Origin of the sequence: Cellulomonas terrae, from assembly GCF_007990265.1 — a bacterium.
Lineage (GTDB): Bacteria > Actinomycetota > Actinomycetes > Actinomycetales > Cellulomonadaceae > Cellulomonas > Cellulomonas terrae.
Genome location: NZ_BJWH01000006.1, coordinates 90,283 through 108,865, shown reverse-complemented (window position 1 = coordinate 108,865; position 18,583 = coordinate 90,283). Strand labels below are relative to the sequence as shown.

The window sequence follows — 18,583 nt, the reverse complement described above, 5'->3', positions numbered from 1 at the left end:
CACCCGCAGAGCCCTTCCGAGCAGGGCCGATGCGATCCGCCGATCTAGACTCGGACCGTGACTTCCCCGACCGTCTCCGCCTCCGGCACGCCCTCCGGCACGCCCGCGACCGGCAAGCGCGTCCTGCTGGCCGCCCCCCGCGGCTACTGCGCGGGCGTCGACCGCGCGGTCATCGCCGTCGAGAAGGCGCTCGAGCACTACGGCGCCCCGGTGTACGTGCGCAAGGAGATCGTGCACAACAAGTACGTCGTCGAGACGCTGGCCGCCCGCGGTGCCGTGTTCGTCGACGAGACCGACGAGGTGCCTGAGGGTGCGCACGTCGTCTTCTCCGCGCACGGCGTCTCCCCGGCGGTCCACGCGCAGGCGGCGGCGCGGAACCTGCAGACCATCGACGCCACCTGCCCGCTGGTCACCAAGGTCCACAAGGAAGCGGTGCGGTTCGCGTCCGAGGACTACGACATCCTCCTCATCGGCCACGACGGTCACGAGGAGGTGGAGGGCACCTACGGGGAGGCCCCCGACCACATCCAGGTCGTGAACTCCCCGGACGCCGTCGCCGACGTGGTGGTCCGCGACCCCGACCGGCTCATCTGGATCTCGCAGACGACGCTCTCGGTCGACGAGACCATGGACACGGTCCGCCGGCTGCGTGAGCGGTTCCCGAACCTGCAGGACCCGCCCAGCGACGACATCTGCTACGCCACCCAGAACCGCCAGGTGGCCGTGAAGAAGCTCGCGCCGGAGTGCGACCTCGTCATCACGGTCGGCTCCGCGAACTCGTCCAACTCCGTCCGGCTGGTCGAGGTCGCTCTCGACGCCGGCGCGCGCACGTCCTACCGCGTCGACATGGCCTCGGAGATCGACCTCGCGTGGCTCGACGGCGTCACCACGGTCGGTGTCACGTCCGGGGCCTCCGTCCCGGAGATCCTGGTCAAGGACGTCCTGGCCCTGCTCGCCGAGCACGGCTTCGGTGACGTCCAGGAGGTCCGCACCGCCACCGAGGACCTCATGTTCTCGCTGCCCCGCGAGCTGCGTGCCGACCTGAAGGCCGCCGGCAAGGCCCCGGCCGTCCCGCGCCGCGACGGCCGCAAGTCTCTGGACGTCCAGCCCGCCTGACGACCCGCACCGCGGCCGACCCGCCGCGCGTGGGCGGTCGTGCCCGGCGCACCGACTCACCAGGCGACCAAGCCATGAGGGACGCGGAACGGGTCGCCCCGTCACCCATGGCTGCCTCGGCGAGCCATCCACCGCTGAGCGGTGAGCCCGCGCGTCCCCGACGTGGCGGCCACGCCGCGGACCCCCCGCACGTCGAAGGCGCGAACCCGACATGGAGATCGCCAACCACGGCGGAACGACGCCCATGTCGGGTTCGGATCCGCGCGCACAGCCGCGGCGTGCGCGAACCCGACAGGGGGATCGCCAACCACGGCAGAACGACGCCCATGTCGGGTTCGGATCCGCGCGCACAGCCGCGGCGTGCGCGAACCCGACATGGAGATCGCCAATCGCTCCAGAACGACACCCATGTCAGGCCCGGTGCCCGGTGCGCGGCCGCGCTGTGCGTCAGGCCGTCGTCACGTCCGGGGTCTGCGCTGCGCGCTCCTCGCGCAGGGCGCGGGCGTCGCGGTCGGCGCGGCCGTCGAACATCACGATGAGCTCGTCCGCCGACGCCACCAGCTCCGGAGCGCTGACCGCCGACAGCTGCGGGTTCACGGGGGCCGGAGTCTCCAGGTCGCCGTCGACGACGTGCAGGTCGGCGAACCGTCGGGCGCTGACCAGGACCCGCGTCTCCAGCGACGACACCGTCTGGTTGTAGGCGCCGGCCGCGGAGTCGATGGCTCTGCCCAGCTTGGCCAGGTGCGCGCCCATGGTGGCGAGCCGGCCGTGCAGCTCCTTGCCGAGAGACAGGACGGCCTGCGCGTTGCTGGCCAGCGCGTCCTGGCGCCACGCGTACGACACGGTGCGCAGGAGGGCGAGCAGGGTGGTCGGTGTCGCGATGACGACGTTGCGCTCGAACGCGTACTCGATGAGCAGCGGGTCCTGCTCGGCGGCGGCGTGCAGGAACGACTCGGCCGGGACGAACATCACGACGAACTCCGGCGCGGGGGCGAACTGGTCCCAGTAGCGCTTGCCCGCCAGGTCGTCGACGTGGGCGCGGACGTGCCGGGCGTGCGCGGCGAGCCGCTCGACCCGGACGCGCTCGTCGGTGGCCTGCGCTGCGTCGAGGAACCCGAGGAAGGCGACCTTGGCGTCGACGACGACGTTCTTGCCGCCCGCGAGCTTGATCACCATGTCCGGCCGCAGGAGCCCGTCGTCGGTCCGCACCTGGTCCTGCTCGACGAAGTCGACGTGCGCGAGCATCCCCGCGGCCTCGACGACCCGCTTGAGCTGCAGCTCACCCCACTTGCCGCGCACCTGCGACGAGCGCAGCGCGGTGACCAGCTGCGCGGTCTCGGTCCGCAGGTGCTCGGAGGCCAGGTGCATCGCGCGCACCTGCTCGCCGAGGGCGGCCTGACCGGCGGCACGGGCCTGCTCGGCGGTCGACAGCTCGACGCGCACCTGGTCGAGGGTGCGGGACAGCGGCTCCACCATGGCGCGTACGGCCTGCTCGCGCTGGGCCAGCTCCCCGACCTGCGTCTGGTGGTCCGCGGCGAACCGCTGGTGCGCGAGGGCGAGGAACTGGTCGCTGCTCGTGGCGAGGGCGTCGGCGGCCAGGGCGCGGAACTGGTCCGCGAGCCGGTCGGAGTCCGCGAGGCGTGCCTGCGCACCGGCTCGCTCGGCCTCCAGCAGCGCGCGCGCCCGCGCGGTCTCGAGGTCGGCGGCGCGCAGCCGGGACGACGCGAGCATCCAGCCGGCGAGCACGCCGACGACGGCACCGATCGCGAGTCCCAGCAGCAGTCCTGTGTCCATGGGTGAAGGCTCCCAGCACCTACCGACATCCCACCGGAGGAGGAGGCATCCGAGGGTCGCGCCGCCTACGGTGGTCCGATGTCGAACGCACCCGCTCTCGAGCTGCGCGGACTGTGGCGCAAGTTCGGTGACAAGATCGCCGTCTCCGGCATCGACCTCGTCGTCCCGGCCGGTTCGTTCTACGGTCTCGTCGGCCCCAACGGAGCGGGCAAGACGACGACGCTGTCGATGTCGACGGGCCTGCTGCAGCCCGACTTCGGCACCGTGCTCGTGCACGGGCACGACCTGTGGGCCAACCCCATCGAGGTCAAGGCCATGCTCGGCGTGCTGCCCGACGGCGTCCGACTGTTCGACCGGCTGACGGGTGAGCAGCTCATCACCTACGCGGGGCTGCTGCAGGGACTCGACCGCGAGACCGTCGCCGCCCGCGCCACGGACCTGCTGGCCGCCCTCGACCTGACCGCCGACGCGACGAAGCTCGTCGTCGAGTACTCGGCGGGCATGACGAAGAAGGTCGCCCTCGCGTGCGCGCTGGTGCACGCGCCCCGGCTGCTCGTGCTCGACGAGCCGTTCGAGGCGGTCGACCCGGTGTCCGCGGCGAACATCCGGGACATCCTCGGCTCGTACGTCCGCTCGGGCGGGACCGTGATCGTGTCGTCGCACGTCATGGACCTGGTCCAGCGCATGTGCGACCACGTCGCGGTGATCGCGGCCGGCCACGTGCTGGCGGCGGGCACGATCGACGAGGTCCGCGGCGACGGCAGCCTGGAGGACCGGTTCGTCGACCTCGTCGGCGGGCGCGTGAGCGGGGAGGGTCTGGCGTGGTTGCGCACCTCGTCCGACTGAAGCTGACGTTGCTCCGCAACGCGTTGCGGCGCAGCGTGTGGCAGGTCGTCGGCCTCGTCGTCGCCCTGCTGTACGGCCTCGGTGCCCTGGCGATCGTCGTGGGCTCGATGGCTGTGCTGAGCGTGCAGGAGCCCGACATCCGAGGCCTGGTCACGGTGCTCCTCGGCTCCGTGCTCGTCCTCGGCTGGTGGGTGGTGCCGCTCATCGCGTTCGGCCTGGACTCGACCATCGACCCGGCGCGCTTCGTCACGTTCGCGATCCCGCGACGGTCCCTGCTCACGGGCCTGGCGCTCGGCGGGGTCATCGGGGTGCCCGGCGTGGTCACGGTCGGTGCGGCGCTCGCGATGGCCGGCGTGTGGTGGCGGACGCCCGCCGCCCTCGCCGTCGGGGTCGTCTGCTCGGTGCTCGCGGTGGCGACGTGCGTGATCGGCGCCCGGGCGACGACGTCGGCCGCGTCCACGCTGGTCACGGGCCGGCGCTTCCGTGAGGTGATGGCCGGGGTCGCCGTGCTGCCGATCATCGTCGTCGGACCCGTCATCGGTCGCGTGACCTCGGGCACCACGATCACGCAGGACCTGCTCCAGCAGGTGGCCGACGCCGTGTCGTGGACGCCGTTCGGCGCGGTCTGGGCGGTCCCCGCGGACGTGGCCGACGGGCAGTGGGGTCTGGCTGCGGCGCGCTTCGGGATCGCCGTCGCGACGATCGCCGTCGTGGCGTTCGTGTGGGACCGGGCCCTCGCGCACGCGCTGGTCAACCCCGCGCACCAGAAGGTCTCGTCGAAGGGTCGCGGCCTCGGCTGGTTCGACCGCCTGCCGGCCACGCCGCTCGGCGCCGTCACCGCTCGCTGCCTCACGTACTGGGCCCGCGACCCGCGCTACGCGCTCGCCGTGGCTGTTGTACCAGTGCTCGCCATCGTGCTGTACATCGTCAGTCCCGGGGGCGGGGTGGTCCTGCTGATCGGTCCCATCGCCGCCTACCTGATGGGCTGGGGGATCTCGGCCGACGTCGCCTACGACGGCACGGCGTTCTGGACGCACGTCGCGGCACCCCTGCGCGGCACGGCCGACCGGCTCGGTCGCGTCATCGCCGCCGGGGTCATCGCGGTGCCCGCAGTCACGGTCCTCGTGGTCGCCTCGGCGCTGGTCGCGGACCAGCCGCACACCATCCCGGCACTGCTCGGTCTGTCGTTCGGGGTCCTGCTCACGTCGCTCGGCGGGTCGAGCGTCCTGTCCGCGCTCGTCGTCTACCCCGTCCAGCTGCCCGGCGAGAACCCGTTCCAGACGAAGCAGGGCGCCTCCACGGCGTCGGTCGTCTCGCAGCTCGTCGGCTGGCTCGCCGTCATGGCGCTGTGCCTGCCCGAGATGATCCTGGCGCTGATGTCGGTCCGGGGCGGCTCGGTCGTGCTCGGGTGGGTGACGCTCGTCGTCGGCCTGGTGCTCGGGTCCGTGCTGCTCACGGTCGGCGTCCGGGTCGGCGGCCGGACGCTCGACCGGACCGGGCCGAGCCTCCTGAGCAAGATCGTGGCGTTCGCCTGACGGACGGCCCCCGTAGACTTCCCCGACGTGGCACTCACCATCGGCATCGTCGGCCTGCCCAACGTCGGCAAGTCCACCCTCTTCAACGCGCTGACCCGCGCGCAGGTCCTCGCGGCGAACTACCCGTTCGCGACGATCGAGCCCAACGTCGGCGTCGTCCCGCTGCCCGACCCCCGGCTGGAGACGCTCGCGGAGCTCTTCGGGTCCGAGCGGATCCTGCCCGCGACCGTGTCGTTCGTCGACATCGCCGGCATCGTCAAGGGCGCGAGCGAGGGTGAGGGCCTGGGCAACAAGTTCCTCGCCAACATCCGCGAGGCGGACGCGATCTGCCAGGTCACCCGCGTCTTCGCCGACCCCGACGTCGTGCACGTCTCGGGTGCGGTGAACCCGAAGGACGACATCGAGATCATCGCCACCGAGCTGATCCTCGCCGACCTGCAGACCCTCGAGAAGGCGATCCCGCGCCTCGAGAAGGAGGTCCGCGCGAAGAAGGCGGACGCCGGCCTGCTCGTTGCCGCGCAGGAGGCGTTCGCGATCCTCGAGACCGGCCAGACGCTCGCGGCCAGCGGCAAGAAGATCGAGCACCTCGACGAGCTGCAGCTCATGACGAGCAAGCCGTTCATCTACGTCTTCAACACCGACGACGCCGGTCTGGCCGACACCGCGATGCAGGACGAGCTCCGCGCTCTGGTCGCCCCCGCCGACGCGATCTTCCTCGACGCGAAGTTCGAGTCCGAGCTGGTCGAGCTGGAGCCCGACGAGGCCAAGGAGATGCTCGCCGACAGCGGCCAGGAGGAGGCCGGGCTGGACCAGCTGGCTCGCGTCGGCTTCCACACGCTCGGCCTGCAGTCGTACCTGACCGCCGGTCCCAAGGAGTCCCGCGCCTGGACGATCCACCAGGGCTGGACCGCACCGCAGGCCGCCGGCGTCATCCACACGGACTTCCAGAAGGGCTTCATCAAGGCCGAGGTCATCTCGTTCGACGACCTCGTCGCCGCGGGGTCCGTCGCCGCCGCCCGCGCCGCCGGCAAGGCCCGCATCGAGGGCAAGGACTACGTGATGGCCGACGGCGACGTGGTGGAGTTCCGCTTCAACGTCTGACAGGGGCAGCACGGTGGACGACGCGACGCCACGGGCACGGCCGAGGCCGGACTTTCCCTTCGACCCTCGGTCGACGGCGCACGTCCGGCCCGGCGACTTCTGGTCGATCCCGCTCCGGCGCGGAGGCTGGTTCTGCTGCGGCCGTGTCCTGGCGGTCGGGACGATGCCGGGAGCGCCGAACCGGAGCATCGCCGTCGCCCTCCTGGACTGGTGCGAGCCGCAGCCTCCGACCGCGGCATCGATCGCCGGGGCCGGGGTGCTGGACTGGGGCCACGCCCACGTCAAGACCGTCCGTGAGTCCGGCGGGGCGCTGGTCGGCCATCGTCCTCTCGAGCTCGACGGCGGCCTCGCGGGCCTCATCGGCGGCGACGATCTCGACCCGATGGTCGGCTCCACCTGGGGCTACCTGTTCATCGAGGACCTCGCCCACGCGAGATTCGGCCGCCACTTCCCGGAGGAACCGCTCGTCGCCCTGGAGCGTCCTCCGGTTCTGGACGCCCGCTAGACCGGACGGCGGTGAACGTCCGGTCCACCGTCGGGAACGGCTGCGCGTCGACCGGGTGAACCTTCGTCGGCTGTCCTGGTGTGCCCCGGTTCGAGCGGGTGACTTCCGCCCGACGCCGCACCGAGCCGGTCTGCCCCGACCTGGGCGCCGTAGTCTCGCGGACATGACCCAGGCCGAGGACCTCGCGAGTGTGGAACGTCTGTACGCAACGCTCGACACGAGCGCGCTCCTCGCGCTCCTGCCGTTGATCGACACGCTCTCGGAGCGCGTCCGTCAGGAGATCGAGCGCATCGGCGGGCCCATCACGTCCATCTCGGACGCGCAGAAGCACGCGGCCCTGTTCGAGTCCGTCACGGCTGGTCTCACGGGTCTCGCGAACCAGTGGCCGGGCAGCGACGCCTTCCAGGAGATGCAGGCGCAGGTGGACGCCGACAAGGCCAAGCTCCAGGCCCGCGACGAGTCGGCCCGCGCGTTCGAGGCCGAGGCCCTGGACAGGACGTTCGTGTACTCGATCAACCTGCACCAGCGCCGGCAGCTCGCGATCTTCGAGCTCGAGCGGCGCGGCGTCCTGCCGACGTGGTTCAGCTCGTAGGTCTGTCGTCGCGCGGTGCGACAATCCGGCATGCCGATCAGCATGTGGGTGCGCAACGAGGCAGGCGAACGAGTCGACGGGTCGGGCTGGATCGCGTGGAAGGTGCCGAGCGGCGTCCTCAGTCTGCGTGACACCCCGCTCCTGATCGGGGTGGACGCCTACGGAAACACGGTTTTCAACCGTCATCAGATCAGGCGACAGCTGCCGGGCGAACTTGAGCACCTTCGAGAGAAGGTCACCGACGCGGAGAGCGCTGCGATGTTCGACGAGCTCGAACGACTGATGGCGGTCGCGACCGAGCGCGTCCACCGCTACCTGTGGTTCCTCGGGGACTGATCCCCCGGGAGCAGTGACGTGGCCGTGATGCCGCGGTGATGTCGCGGGGCGTAGCGTCCTGTCGTCGGCTCCACCTCGCGGATCCACGGAGCCGGGAATCGAGCGCACGATGCGAGAGTTCGCCACCCGCCCGGCACCTGAGGCGCGCGCGACGGACCGGAGCGCGCCGGTCGTCGGGGTGCGCGCCCGGTTCGCGCAGGCGGTCGACCACGACCCCGCCCACGAGCGGGACGCGGACGCGGCGGCGTCGGCGGTGCGGGGCCTCGCTCCCCGGCGGACCGGCCTCGGCGGGCAGGTCGACGGGTCGCTCGACCGCCCGTCCCAGGAGTTCTTCGGCCAGCGGTACCACCACGACTTCTCGCGGGTGCGCGTCCACGCCGACCGTCGGGGTGCGGCGGTCGCGGGAGCCCTGGGCGCCTCGGCGATGACGGTGGGGAACGACATCTACCTCGGGAGGGACGAGACCGGGACGCACGGCGGCGACCTCCTCGCGCACGAGCTCGCGCACGTGGCCCAGCAGAGCCGCGCGGGACGGCCGCTCATCCAGCGCAAGCTCTTCGCCGCCGGCAGCGCGGCCGACTTCGCGGCGGCCGCCAACGGCATCATCGCGGTCCAGTTCGAGGTGGTGGTGGGCAAGACGGGCGAGGTGACGATCCAGCGGACGAACGTCCAGGGGCCGCTGACTCCCGAGGCGCAGGAGCTCGTCCGGGTCATCCAGCTGGTGAGCGGGGACGCCAAGGACACGAGGCTGGAGTTCATCCACGGTCAGACCTCTGCGCGGGCGTCGGACGCCCGGGTGCTCGGGGGCAACTTCGCCCTGTCGAGGGTCGACCTCGACGACGTCGCGGCGTTGGGGAGCCAGGGGTCGGTGGGCGTCGGGATGGGACGCACCGGCGGCAGCCTGCTGGCGCACGAGATCCTCGAGCAGTACCGCAAGCAGGTGCACGGGGAGGACTTCGGTCCCGCGCACGCGACGGCCAGTGCCGCCGAGGGTACGGCGGTGGGCGGCACGCGAGGCACGGAGAGCTTCACCAACGTGAAGGACGACACCAACTTCACCGTCACCATCCCGTACACGTACCCGGACGGGCACGTCGTGGAGGTCACCTGGGACGTGGTGAACGGCAACTACCAGAACGTCCGCCGCAAGGTCGTCACGCCGCCCCGCGCCCCGGCTGTCGGCAAGCCTGCCGCGAAGGGCACGCCGTGAGTGCGGAGGCGGTCGCGCTCGCCCTGGCCGGCGGCGCGGTCGACTGGGACGGCACGGACCTCGGCCTGCTGCCACGGCTGCCCGCCGAGGAGGAGGGCCGCGCGGTCGACGTCGACCAGGGCGACGTGCCTGCCCTCCTCGACGCGCTGGACAGCACGGAGACCTTCGTGACGGCCCACGTGCTGCTCACCCGCCTCGCCGGCGGGCCGAACGAGACGTTCCCCACCTGGAACGGGCTGGCCGTCGAGATCAGGGCCGACGGTTCCACGCACGTCGACCCTGCCCAGCGCCCCGCCGTCGCCGAGCGGTGGCGGCGGTGGCGTGCCGAGCAGTAGCGCGGGTCCCCGCCCGGCTTTCGGTCGGTGCGAGGGGCGGTTACTGTGCCAAGAACTCGAACGATGCACGGGCAACGACGCCCGTCGGACGTTCGAGCGTGGCGCCTCGGGAGGCTCCGATGGAATCCATGACTCGACAGTGGACCCGTGGGCTGCGCGGCCTGATCGCTGCCGCCCTGGTCACGTTCGGCCTCGTCGTCGTGGGCGCCGTGTCCGCGTCGGCGTCGCCGCCGGACCGGCACGGCAGAGGGATACCCACGAGCAAGATCTCGGTCCAGCTCTGGACGTTCGCCGAGTACATCGGGTTCGGCACGGACGCGGCCACCGTCGCCAGGACCGAGGAGGTGCTCGGGAGCCTGCGTGAGATGGGGTACCGGAACGTCGAGCCGTTCACGCTGAGCGGGCTGACGGCGAAGCAGTACCGTGCGCTCCTCGACGAGCACCGGCTCAAGGCGTCCGCGAGGCACGTCGACGTGGGGACGCCGGAGAACCCGGCGGACATCGGCCAGATCCTGCGGGACAACCGGACGCTGGGGATCACGTTCTTCGGCTCCGGGTCGACCCCGATCTTCCCGCCGGTCTACACCACCGAGGCGGAGTGGATCGCCTACGCGGAGTACCTCGACGAGCTCGGCGCCGTGGCCCGCAAGCACGGCCAGACGCTGATGGTGCACAACCACGACATCGAGTTCGAGACCGTCTTCGGCGACCGGACCGTCTTCGACATCCTCATGGCGTACACGGAGCCGAAGAACGTGGTGTTCCAGCTCGACCTGTACTGGGCGACCAACGGCGGCGGCATCGACGAGCCGATCGACGTGATCGAGCGGTACGGCAACCGGATCAAGCTGTTCCACGTCAAGGACATGGCGGCCGGCGCGTTCCCGGGCCGGATCGAGATCGTCGGCGAGGGCATCATCGACTTCCCGTCGATCTTCCGTGCCGCGGGTGGCAGCACGCGGTACTACGTCGTCGAGCACGACCCGCGGTTCGGCGACCCGACGTTCGACCCCTTCGAGGCCGCCCAGGTGGGGTTCGACTACCTCGACCGCGTGAGGTTCTGAGGCGCTCGGCCTGGCCCGTCTCCCTGCCCGCTGATGACCTGGGGGGCTCCCGGCCGGCTACGACGACGCCGTGAGCAGGTGCGGCCCGATCTCGTCGACGGACCGCACCCCGGACAGCGCCATGGTCAGGTCGAGCTCCGCCCAGAGGTGCTGCATGACCGCGCGGGCACCGTCGGCGCCGGCGAGGGCCAGTCCGTAGACCCAGGGTCGGCCGACGAGCACGGCCGTCGCGCCGAGGGCGAGCGCTGTGACCACGTCGGCGCCGCTGCGGACGCCGCTGTCGAACAGCACGGGGACGCGACCACCGATCACGTCGACCACGGCAGGGAGGGCGTCCAGCGAGCCGATCGCACCGTCGACCTGCCGCCCCCCGTGGTTGGACACGACGATCCCGTCGACGCCGTGCTCGAGCGCGAGCGCGGCGTCGCCCGGGTGCTGGATGCCCTTGAGCACGATCGGCAGGGACGTCCGCTCGCGCAGCCGTGCCAGGTCGGCCCAGGTGAGCGACGACCGCGAGAACACGTCGAGGAACGTCTCGACGGCGGCTCGGGGGAGCGGCGAGCGAAGGTTGTCGCGCGTCCGGCCGGGGTAGTGGCGTGCCATCGAGTGCAGCGCGCGCACAGCGGACGGCGTCGGGCGGGAAGTGGGCTCGTCGGAGGGCTTCCGCGCCTCGACCAGCCGCCGGAACGCCGGGTCGCTCGTGTACTGGGCGATGCCCTCACCGCGCGCGAACGGCAGGTAGGCGAGGTCGAGGTCGCGGGTGCGCCAGCCCAGCACGTGCGTGTCGAGCGTGACGACGAGCGCCTCGCTGCCGATCGCCTCCGCGCGCGAGACGAAGGAGTCCACGACGTCGTCGTCCTTGCTCCAGTAGAGCTGGAACCAGCGCGGCGCGTCCCCGAGGGTCCGGGCGACGTCCTCCATCGGGACCGAGGCCTGCGACGAGATCACCAGGGGCAGGCCCAGCGCGCGCGCCGCGCGTGCGACGGCGTGGTCGGCGTCCCGGTGCGCCAGCTCGAGCACCCCGATCGGCGCGAAGAGCAGCGGGGCGGGCAGCGGGCGACCGAACAACCGGACCGACGTGTCGCGGCGCTCGACGTCGACGAGCACGCGCGGCACGATCCGGTGCCGGTCGAACGCGTCGCGGTTGGCCTGCACGGTGCGCTGCCGGCCGGCGCCGCCCGCCACGTAGGCCCACGCGACGTCGCTCATCCGGGCGCGGGCGGCGGCTTCCAGCGCCTTGGGCTCCACGGGGACCACCGGCCGCCGGCCGAACACCCCCGCGCGGTAGATGCGGGACTGGACCGCGCGGCCGACGGCGGCGGTCCCGTGGTCGGCGTCGTCGCTCACGCCCTGCAGTCTGGCACTGCCCCGCGGAGCGGGAAACGTCGTGACCGGGAGCCCGTGCGCGGCCTAGCGTCGTGCGCATGGCCGACGAGGGATTCGAGGTTCCGCGCCTCGCCCAGCTCTACGACCCGCTCGACCCGGACCGCGGCGACCTCGACGTGTACGTGGCGATCGTCGACGAGCTCGGCGCCCGCAGCGTGCTGGACGTCGGCTGCGGCACCGGGACGTTCGCGCTGATGCTCGCGGCCCGGGGGCTGGACGTGACGGGCGTCGACCCGGCGGAGGCGTCGCTCGACGTGGCGCGGGGCAAGCCCGGAGCGGATGCCGTCCGATGGGTGCACGGAGACGCGACGACGGTGGGAGCCGTGGGCGCCGACGTCGCCACCATGACCGGGAACGTCGCGCAGGTCTTCGTGACCGACGAGGAGTGGGCGGCGACCCTCGACGCCCTCCGCGGCGCGTTGGCTCCGGGCGGACACCTGGTCGTCGAGACCCGCGTCCCGGAGCGTGAGGCCTGGCGGGAGTGGACGCGTGCGGCGACGCACGCGGTCACCGACGTCGACGGGGTGGGGCAGGTCGAGACGTGGACCGAGGTCACGGAGGTCCGCGGAGAGCTGGTGACGTTCCGCGCGACGTGGGTCTTCGCGTCGGACGGCGCCGTCCTGACGTCGCACTCGACGCTGCGGTTCCGGGACCGGCGGACGGTCGAGCAGTCGTTGGAGAGGGCAGGCTTCGAGGTGGTGGACGTCCGGGACGCTCCGGATCGTCCGGGCCGGGAGCTGGTGTTCGTCGCCCGTCAGACCTGAGGGCTCACGACGGAGTACATGTCCATGTCCTTGCGCTCGTCGCCGACCTTCTGCCACGACCGCAGCAGCCCTTCGCGGACGAAGCCCGCGCTCACCGCCGTCCGTGCGGACGCCACGTTCCACGGCTCGACGTAGAGCTCGAGCCGGTCGATGCCGGGCACGGTGACCGCCCACCGCACCAGGGTGCGCAGGGCATCCCCGGCCAGCCCGCGTCCGCGCTGCGAGCGGGCAATCCAGTACCCCACCGTGGCGCGGCCGAGGTCGAGGTCGCGCAGCCCGAGGTAGACGTGCCCGACGGCGAGGTCGGTGCCGCGCTCTGCGACGGCGAACGCGTACCCGGCACGGGACGTCAGGCGGTCCGTCTGTCGGGCCAGGTAGGCCCGGCACGCGTCGTCGTCGCCGAACGCCGGCACGGACGTGATGAGAGGGATCAGCGGGTCCGTCGTCGCCTCGCGGACCAGCGGAAGGTCGGCGGGGCCGAAGCCGCGCAGCCGCACCGCGTCCCCGACGAGCGTCGGCAGGACGAGCGGGGTGCTCATGCCCGGGCCAGGCGGAACACGCGCAGCTCGCGGTCGGCGCGGTCGGCGTAGTCCGCGTACGCGGGCCACACGGCGAGCAGCGCAGGCAGCAGGCGGGCGCGCTCGTCCGCGTCGGCGAGGCTCGCGACGACGGGTGTCGTCCGGCCCTCGACGGTGACGGTCGCGCGCGGGTCCGCGAGGAGGTTGCCCGACCAGGCCGGGTGGCGCTCCTGCCCCCAGTTCGATCCGATGAGCACCCAGCCGTCGCCGTCGACCGCGTACAGGAGGACGGCCTCGCGCGGCTGCCCGGTCGTCCGTCCCGTCGTCGTCAGGACGAGGTGGGGGAGCGTCGGCCGGCCGAGGACGCTGAGACGGCCCCGGCTGGCCTTGTGGAGGCGCCGGTCGATGCTGGACGTCGTCCGGCCGATCCGGGCGAACCAGCGGGTGCGCCCGAGCCGGCGGACGAGTGCGGTGAAGCCCATCCGAGAAGTGTCCTCGACCCGGACGTGCGACGGACGGCAGACGCGCAGGTGGGGCGGTATGTCCGTGCGTCGAGCGCGTTGCTATAGCACGACCCTCTCGGATGGTGTCTGATGGTCCTGTCCGTGGGCGTGGCTCATGTAACGCACCAGAAACATGCGGCGCGCTACGCGGGCGGTTCCAGATGGTGAGACGTACCGCTCAGTATCAATCGCGTAACAATCGGGTTGCGCTCCGTGAACTGTCCGTTTTGTCCACTATTCGCTTGACTACCGTGTCGCCACACCCCGGCGGATCTCTGGACCGCGTGCTGGTCGGTTTCCACCGGCCCACCACCACAGAGCCCACCACCCTTCTCGGGAGGAAAATTGAGGATCACACGCAAGGCCGCGTTCGCAGCGGTCGCCGCGACGAGTGTGCTCGCCCTCGCGGCCTGCTCCAGCGGCGGCGGCAGTGACGACGAGACCGACGACGCGGGAATCAACACCGAGACGTCGATCAACATCGCCTGGAACCAGCCGTTCTACTCGGCCAACGGCAACAGCACGACGGGTAACGCCACGGCGAACAACGTCATCCTGTACCTGCTGAACTCGGGCTTCTGGTACTACGACGCGGACCTCAACCTGGTGCAGGACGAGTCCTTCGGTACCTACGAGAAGGTCTCCGACGACCCGCTGCAGATCAAGTACACGTTCGCCGACACCGCGAAGTGGTCCGACGGCACGCCCGCCGGCCCCGCCGACCTGCTCCTGGAGTGGGCCGCGCAGAGCGGCAAGTTCAACAACGTCGAGGCGGAGTACGACGAAGAGGGCAACATCACGAACCAGGACGCCCTGGACGCTGGTGTCTACTTCGACGCGGCCTCGCCCGCGATGGCCCTCGTCGAGGAGACGCCGGAGATCGACGGCGACTCCATCACGCTGACCTACACCAAGCCGTTCGCGGACTGGTCGACGGCCATCTCGATGAACCTGCCGGCGCACATCGTCGCGCAGCGCGCCCTCGGCATCGAGGACGCCGAGGAGGCGACCGACGCGCTCGTCGCCGCGATCCAGGACGAGAACGTCGAGGACCTCTCGCCGATCGCCAAGTCGTGGAGCACCGACTGGAACTTCGCCTCGATGCCGTCCGACGAGGACCTCCTCGTCACCAGCGGCGCGTACGAGATCACGGAGTTCGAGCAGGACCAGTTCATCACCCTGACGGCGAGCGACACCTACGAGGGTGACCACAAGCCGGTCTTCAACAAGGTGACGGTCCGCTACAACGGCGACCCGATGGGCCAGGTCCAGGCCCTGCAGAACGGTGAGGTCGACCTCATCAACCCGCAGGCCACGGCCGACGTCAAGACCGCTGTCGAGGCCATCGAGGGCCTCGAGGTCGAGTCCGGCCCCGAGGGCACGTACGAGCACGTCGACCTGCAGTTCGCCAACGGTGGTCCGTTCGACCCGGCGACCTACGGCGGCGACGCGGAGAAGGCCAAGAAGGTTCGCCAGGCGTTCCTCAAGACCATCCCGCGTGAGCAGATCCTCGAGAACCTGATCAAGCCTCTCGACCCGACTGCGGAGCTCCGCAACTCCTACACGCAGGTCGCCGGCTCGCCGATGTACGACACCATCGTCGAGGCCAACGGCCAGGCCGAGGCGTTCGCCACGGACATCCCCGGTGCCACCGCCCTGCTCGCCGAGGCCGGCGTGCCGGCCGTGACGGTCCGCCTGCTCTTCGACCCGGAGAACACGCGCCGTCAGAACGAGTACGAGCTCATCAAGGCGTCGGCCGCCCAGGCCGGCTTCGACGTCCAGCCCTACCAGGTCCAGACGGACTGGGGCACGGACCTCTCGAACGCGACGAGCTTCTACGACGCAGCGCTCTTCGGCTGGCAGTCGACCTCCACCGCCGTCACCGACTCGGACGCGAACTACCGCACCGGTGCGACGAACAACTTCTACGGCTACTCCAACTCCACGGTGGACGGGCTCTTCGACGAGCTCCAGGTCGCCACGGAGCAGTCGGACCAGGAGGAGCTCCTGGCCCAGATCGAGACCGAGCTCGTCAACGACGCGTTCGGTGTGACGATCTTCCAGTTCCCCGGCGTCACCGCCTGGAACCCGGAGAAGATCGGCAACGTCTCGAAGCTGACGATCGCGCCGACGATCTTCTACGGCTTCTGGGAGTGGACCGCGGGCGAGGCCGCGGCCGAGTGATCCACGGTTCCTCCGCCGGGCGCTGAGCCCGGCGGAGGAACCACCCGGTCAGACGTCACCGGGGCGCCGGCACCACGAGTCTCGGCGCCCCGGTGACGTGCCTGTGGTCGTTCGACCCCGGACCGCGGTCGCCGCAGGGATACGATCCCCCCGATCCGTGGTGCCCCATCCCAGCGAGGTAGCCCACCCGTGCTGAACTTCCTCCTCCGCCGCATCCTGGCGGGACTGGCCACTCTCCTCGTGGCCCTCTTCCTCATGTACCTGCTGGTCGACCGCGCGATCGACCCGCTCCAGGACCTGCTCGAGAGCACGGCGCCGAACAAGCAGCAGCTCATCGACGCGCGCATCGACCAGCTGAACCTGGACACCAACGTCGTCGTCCGGTTCTTCCAGTGGTTCGGCAACCTGCTCACCGGTGACTTCGGCATCGCCTGGCGCTCGGGGCAGGCCGTCGGGGACCTGCTCGCGCACGCCATCGGGTCGACGCTGCAGCTCGTCACCGCCGCGACGGTCCTGTCGCTGGTGGTCGGCGTCACCGTCGGCATCGTCAGCGCGCTGCGCCAGTACAGCGGCTTCGACTACGGGATCATCTTCCTGTCGTTCCTGCTCTACTCGCTGCCCTCCTTCTGGGTCGCGGTCCTGCTCAAGCAGTGGGCCGCGATCGGCTTCAACGACTTCCTCAAGGACCCGGTCATCGCCTGGTCCGTCATCGCCGGCATCTCGGCGCTCGCCGGGCTGTTCTGGTCCCTCGCGGTGGGCGGGCGCGCCGCGCGCCGGTGGCAGGTCTTCGGGGTCGCGTTCGCCGCGACGTTCGCGATGTTCACCTACCTGCAGCTCTCGGGCTGGTGGGAGCGTCCGCAGATCGGCCCCCTCCTGCTGCTGATCCTCGCGGGCGGCTCGGCCGTCGCCATCGCCGCCGTGTTCGCGGGCGTGCACAACCGCCGCGCCATGTGGACCGGGCTGACGACGGTGGGTGTCGGGCTGGCCCTGTACCTGCCGATGCAGGTCGTCTTCGACTCGATCGACGTCAACAACTGGATCATCTTCGGGTTCGCGGTGCTCGCGATGGCCGTCGGGTTCCTCATCGGCCGCCTCTACGGCGGTCCGGACTGGGGCATCTCCGCGCGCACGGGTGCCGCGGTCGCGTTCATCACCGGCGGGCTCATCTACGTCGACCAGGTCATGCAGGTCTGGCCGCCGTACTTCCGCGCGCTGAGCGGGCGGCCCATCCCGACCTTCGGTGACCGCACCCCGAACCTGGGCGGCAACTACTGGGTCGGCGTGCTCGACTCCTTCACCCACCTGCTGCTGCCGACGGCGACGCTCGTGCTCATCGCGTTCGCCGCGTACACGCGGTACTCGCGGTCGAGCATGCTCGAGGTGATGAGCCAGGACTACATCCGCACCGCGCGGGCCAAGGGCCTGCCGGAGCGCGCCGTCGTCGTCCGCCACGGGTTCCGCAACACGCTGATCCCGCTCGCGACGATCGTGCCGATCGACATCATCACGCTCATCGGCGGGGCGGTCATCACCGAGGCGGTCTTCGCACGGCCCGGCATGGGCCAGCTGTTCGTCCGCTCCCTCGAGCAGGCCGAGATCGAACCGGTGATGGGGTACCTCCTCATCACGGCGACCCTCGCCATCATCGCCAACATCGTCGCGGACATCGTCTACGCGTCGATCGACCCGAGAATCCGGTTGGACGCATGAGCACCTCCACGAACCCCGAGACCCCCGCGTCGGGCGACACCGTCGAGAACGCGATCGAGCTCCAGGACGTCGTCGGGCTGTCCCAGGGCCAGATCGTCCGGCGGCGGTTCTTCCGGCACAAGGGCGCGCTCGTCGGCCTGGGCGCCCTCGGCTTCACGATCCTGCTCGCCGTCACGTCCGTGGGCCTGGGACCGATCCCCGGCTGGTGGATGTGGACCGGCTACGAGACCGGCAACCCGATGTCCAACCCCGGGGGGTCCCCGACGCTCAGCGTCTTCCCCCCGGCCGTGGGCGACCACCCGTTCGGCCAGGACGAGCTGGGACGCGACATCTTCGCCCGGGTCATGGAGGGCGTGCAGACGTCGCTCATGGTCATGTTCGTGATCGGCCTCGTGGCCGGCGTGATCGGCGTCCTCGTGGGCTCCGTCGCCGGCTACTACCGCGGCGGACGCGACACCGCGCTGATGCGGTTCACCGACCTGGTGATCACCGTGCCGACGATCGTCATCGGTGCGGTCATCGGCAAGCTGTCGGGTCAGATCAGCGCCCCGATCTTCGCCGTCTCGCTCGGGCTGATCCTGTGGACCACGCTGTCCCGGCTGGTGCGCGGCGAGTTCCTCGCCCTGCGCGAGCGGGAGTTCGTCGACGCGGCGCGCGTCGCCGGAGCCAGCAGCCGCCGGATCATCTTCAAGCACATCCTGCCCAACGCGGTCGGCACGATCATCGTGAGCACCACGCTGCTGATGAGCTCCGCCATCCTGCTGGAGACGGCGCTGTCGTACCTCGGCTTCGGCATCCAGCCGCCCGCGATCTCGCTCGGTCAGATGATCCAGCAGTACCAGCAGGCCTTCTCCACCCGGCCCTGGCTCTTCTGGTGGCCCGGCATCTTCATCGTCATCATCGCGCTGAGCGTGAACTTCATCGGCGACGGCCTGCGGGACGCGTTCGACCCCCGTCAGAAGCGCATCCCGTCGGAGCGCAAGATGGCCAAGGCCATGAAGGTGGACGCTTCCGCGGCGAGCGCGCTGAACTCGAACCTGCCGCCCTCGTCCGGCAAGCTGGCTGGGCTGTGACCGTGCCGACC

General features: G+C 71.1%; 18 protein-coding genes. 14 read left to right on the top strand and 4 right to left on the bottom strand.

Annotated elements, in window-relative coordinates; genetic code table 11:
- Window positions 1–57 precede the first annotated feature (57 nt).
- Window positions 58–1,116 carry a 4-hydroxy-3-methylbut-2-enyl diphosphate reductase gene (locus CTE05_RS08010; RefSeq protein WP_146845598.1) on the top strand — a complete coding sequence of 353 codons (1,059 nt, stop codon included), beginning with the start codon at window positions 58–60 and terminating at the stop codon, window positions 1,114–1,116.
- A 447-nt stretch (window positions 1,117–1,563) separates the two neighbouring features.
- On the opposite strand, the gene CTE05_RS08005 is transcribed toward CTE05_RS08010, so the two are convergent.
- Window positions 1,564–2,910, bottom strand: a complete 1,347-nt coding sequence (locus tag CTE05_RS08005) for a DNA recombination protein RmuC (RefSeq protein ID WP_146845597.1) — start codon at window positions 2,908–2,910, stop codon at window positions 1,564–1,566.
- 78 nt (window positions 2,911–2,988) lie between these two features.
- On the opposite strand from CTE05_RS08005, the gene CTE05_RS08000 reads away from it, so the two are divergent.
- The 9 genes from CTE05_RS08000 to CTE05_RS07960 all read left to right on the top strand — a co-directional run bounded on the left by CTE05_RS08000 (window position 2,989) and on the right by CTE05_RS07960 (window position 10,434).
- Entirely contained in the window at window positions 2,989–3,756 is a 768-nt protein-coding gene (locus CTE05_RS08000; protein WP_146845596.1) for an ABC transporter ATP-binding protein, read from the top strand.
- On the top strand, window positions 3,732–5,291 hold the full coding sequence (locus CTE05_RS07995) for a hypothetical protein (RefSeq protein WP_146845595.1): 1,560 nt from the start codon (window positions 3,732–3,734) through the stop codon (window positions 5,289–5,291). Before CTE05_RS08000 ends, CTE05_RS07995 begins: the two co-directional genes overlap by 25 nt.
- A 27-nt stretch (window positions 5,292–5,318) precedes the next feature.
- A complete protein-coding gene (ychF, locus tag CTE05_RS07990; protein ID WP_146845594.1) occupies window positions 5,319–6,392 on the top strand; it encodes a redox-regulated ATPase YchF in 1,074 nt (357 codons plus the stop codon).
- A gap of 163 nt (window positions 6,393–6,555) precedes the next feature.
- Entirely contained in the window at window positions 6,556–6,897 is a 342-nt protein-coding gene (locus tag CTE05_RS07985) for a hypothetical protein (protein ID WP_186814780.1), read from the top strand.
- 163 nt (window positions 6,898–7,060) lie between these two features.
- Window positions 7,061–7,489 carry a hypothetical protein gene (locus CTE05_RS07980; RefSeq protein WP_146845592.1) on the top strand — a complete coding sequence of 143 codons (429 nt, stop codon included), beginning with the start codon at window positions 7,061–7,063 and terminating at the stop codon, window positions 7,487–7,489.
- 30 nt (window positions 7,490–7,519) lie between these two features.
- Complete coding sequence (locus CTE05_RS07975; protein ID WP_146845591.1) at window positions 7,520–7,825, top strand: hypothetical protein; 306 nt, start codon at window positions 7,520–7,522, stop codon at window positions 7,823–7,825.
- A 109-nt stretch (window positions 7,826–7,934) separates the two neighbouring features.
- The gene (locus CTE05_RS07970) at window positions 7,935–9,035 is read left to right on the top strand and encodes an eCIS core domain-containing protein (protein ID WP_146845590.1); all 1,101 of its coding nucleotides are present in this window, start codon (window positions 7,935–7,937) and stop codon (window positions 9,033–9,035) included.
- On the top strand, window positions 9,032–9,370 hold the full coding sequence (locus tag CTE05_RS07965) for a hypothetical protein (RefSeq protein ID WP_146845589.1): 339 nt from the start codon (window positions 9,032–9,034) through the stop codon (window positions 9,368–9,370). Before CTE05_RS07970 ends, CTE05_RS07965 begins: the two co-directional genes overlap by 4 nt.
- 128 nt (window positions 9,371–9,498) lie before the next feature.
- A complete protein-coding gene (locus CTE05_RS07960; RefSeq protein WP_186814779.1) occupies window positions 9,499–10,434 on the top strand; it encodes a sugar phosphate isomerase/epimerase family protein in 936 nt (311 codons plus the stop codon).
- A 57-nt stretch (window positions 10,435–10,491) separates the two neighbouring features.
- Here CTE05_RS07960 and CTE05_RS07955 read toward each other — a convergent pair whose 3' ends face one another.
- Complete coding sequence (locus tag CTE05_RS07955) at window positions 10,492–11,781, bottom strand: lactate 2-monooxygenase (protein ID WP_146845587.1); 1,290 nt, start codon at window positions 11,779–11,781, stop codon at window positions 10,492–10,494.
- Window positions 11,782–11,858: 77 nt separating this feature from the next.
- Between CTE05_RS07955 and CTE05_RS07950 the strand changes: the two genes are divergently transcribed.
- Entirely contained in the window at window positions 11,859–12,584 is a 726-nt protein-coding gene (locus CTE05_RS07950) for a class I SAM-dependent methyltransferase (RefSeq protein ID WP_146845586.1), read from the top strand.
- Here CTE05_RS07950 and CTE05_RS07945 read toward each other — a convergent pair.
- Entirely contained in the window at window positions 12,575–13,123 is a 549-nt protein-coding gene (locus CTE05_RS07945; protein WP_146845585.1) for a GNAT family N-acetyltransferase, read from the bottom strand. The genes CTE05_RS07950 and CTE05_RS07945 overlap by 10 nt on opposite strands.
- Complete coding sequence (locus CTE05_RS07940) at window positions 13,120–13,584, bottom strand: nitroreductase family deazaflavin-dependent oxidoreductase (protein WP_146845584.1); 465 nt, start codon at window positions 13,582–13,584, stop codon at window positions 13,120–13,122. Before CTE05_RS07940 ends, CTE05_RS07945 begins: the two co-directional genes overlap by 4 nt.
- Before the next feature lie 366 nt (window positions 13,585–13,950).
- Between CTE05_RS07940 and CTE05_RS07935 the strand changes: the two genes are divergently transcribed.
- The 3 genes from CTE05_RS07935 (at window position 13,951) to CTE05_RS07925 (ending at window position 18,572) form a co-directional block, all read left to right on the top strand.
- Entirely contained in the window at window positions 13,951–15,789 is a 1,839-nt protein-coding gene (locus CTE05_RS07935; RefSeq protein ID WP_146845583.1) for an ABC transporter family substrate-binding protein, read from the top strand.
- 189 nt (window positions 15,790–15,978) lie between these two features.
- On the top strand, window positions 15,979–17,499 hold the full coding sequence (locus CTE05_RS07930) for an ABC transporter permease (protein ID WP_146845582.1): 1,521 nt from the start codon (window positions 15,979–15,981) through the stop codon (window positions 17,497–17,499).
- A complete protein-coding gene (locus tag CTE05_RS07925) occupies window positions 17,496–18,572 on the top strand; it encodes an ABC transporter permease (RefSeq protein ID WP_146845581.1) in 1,077 nt (358 codons plus the stop codon). Before CTE05_RS07930 ends, CTE05_RS07925 begins: the two co-directional genes overlap by 4 nt.
- Window positions 18,573–18,583 lie beyond the last annotated feature (11 nt).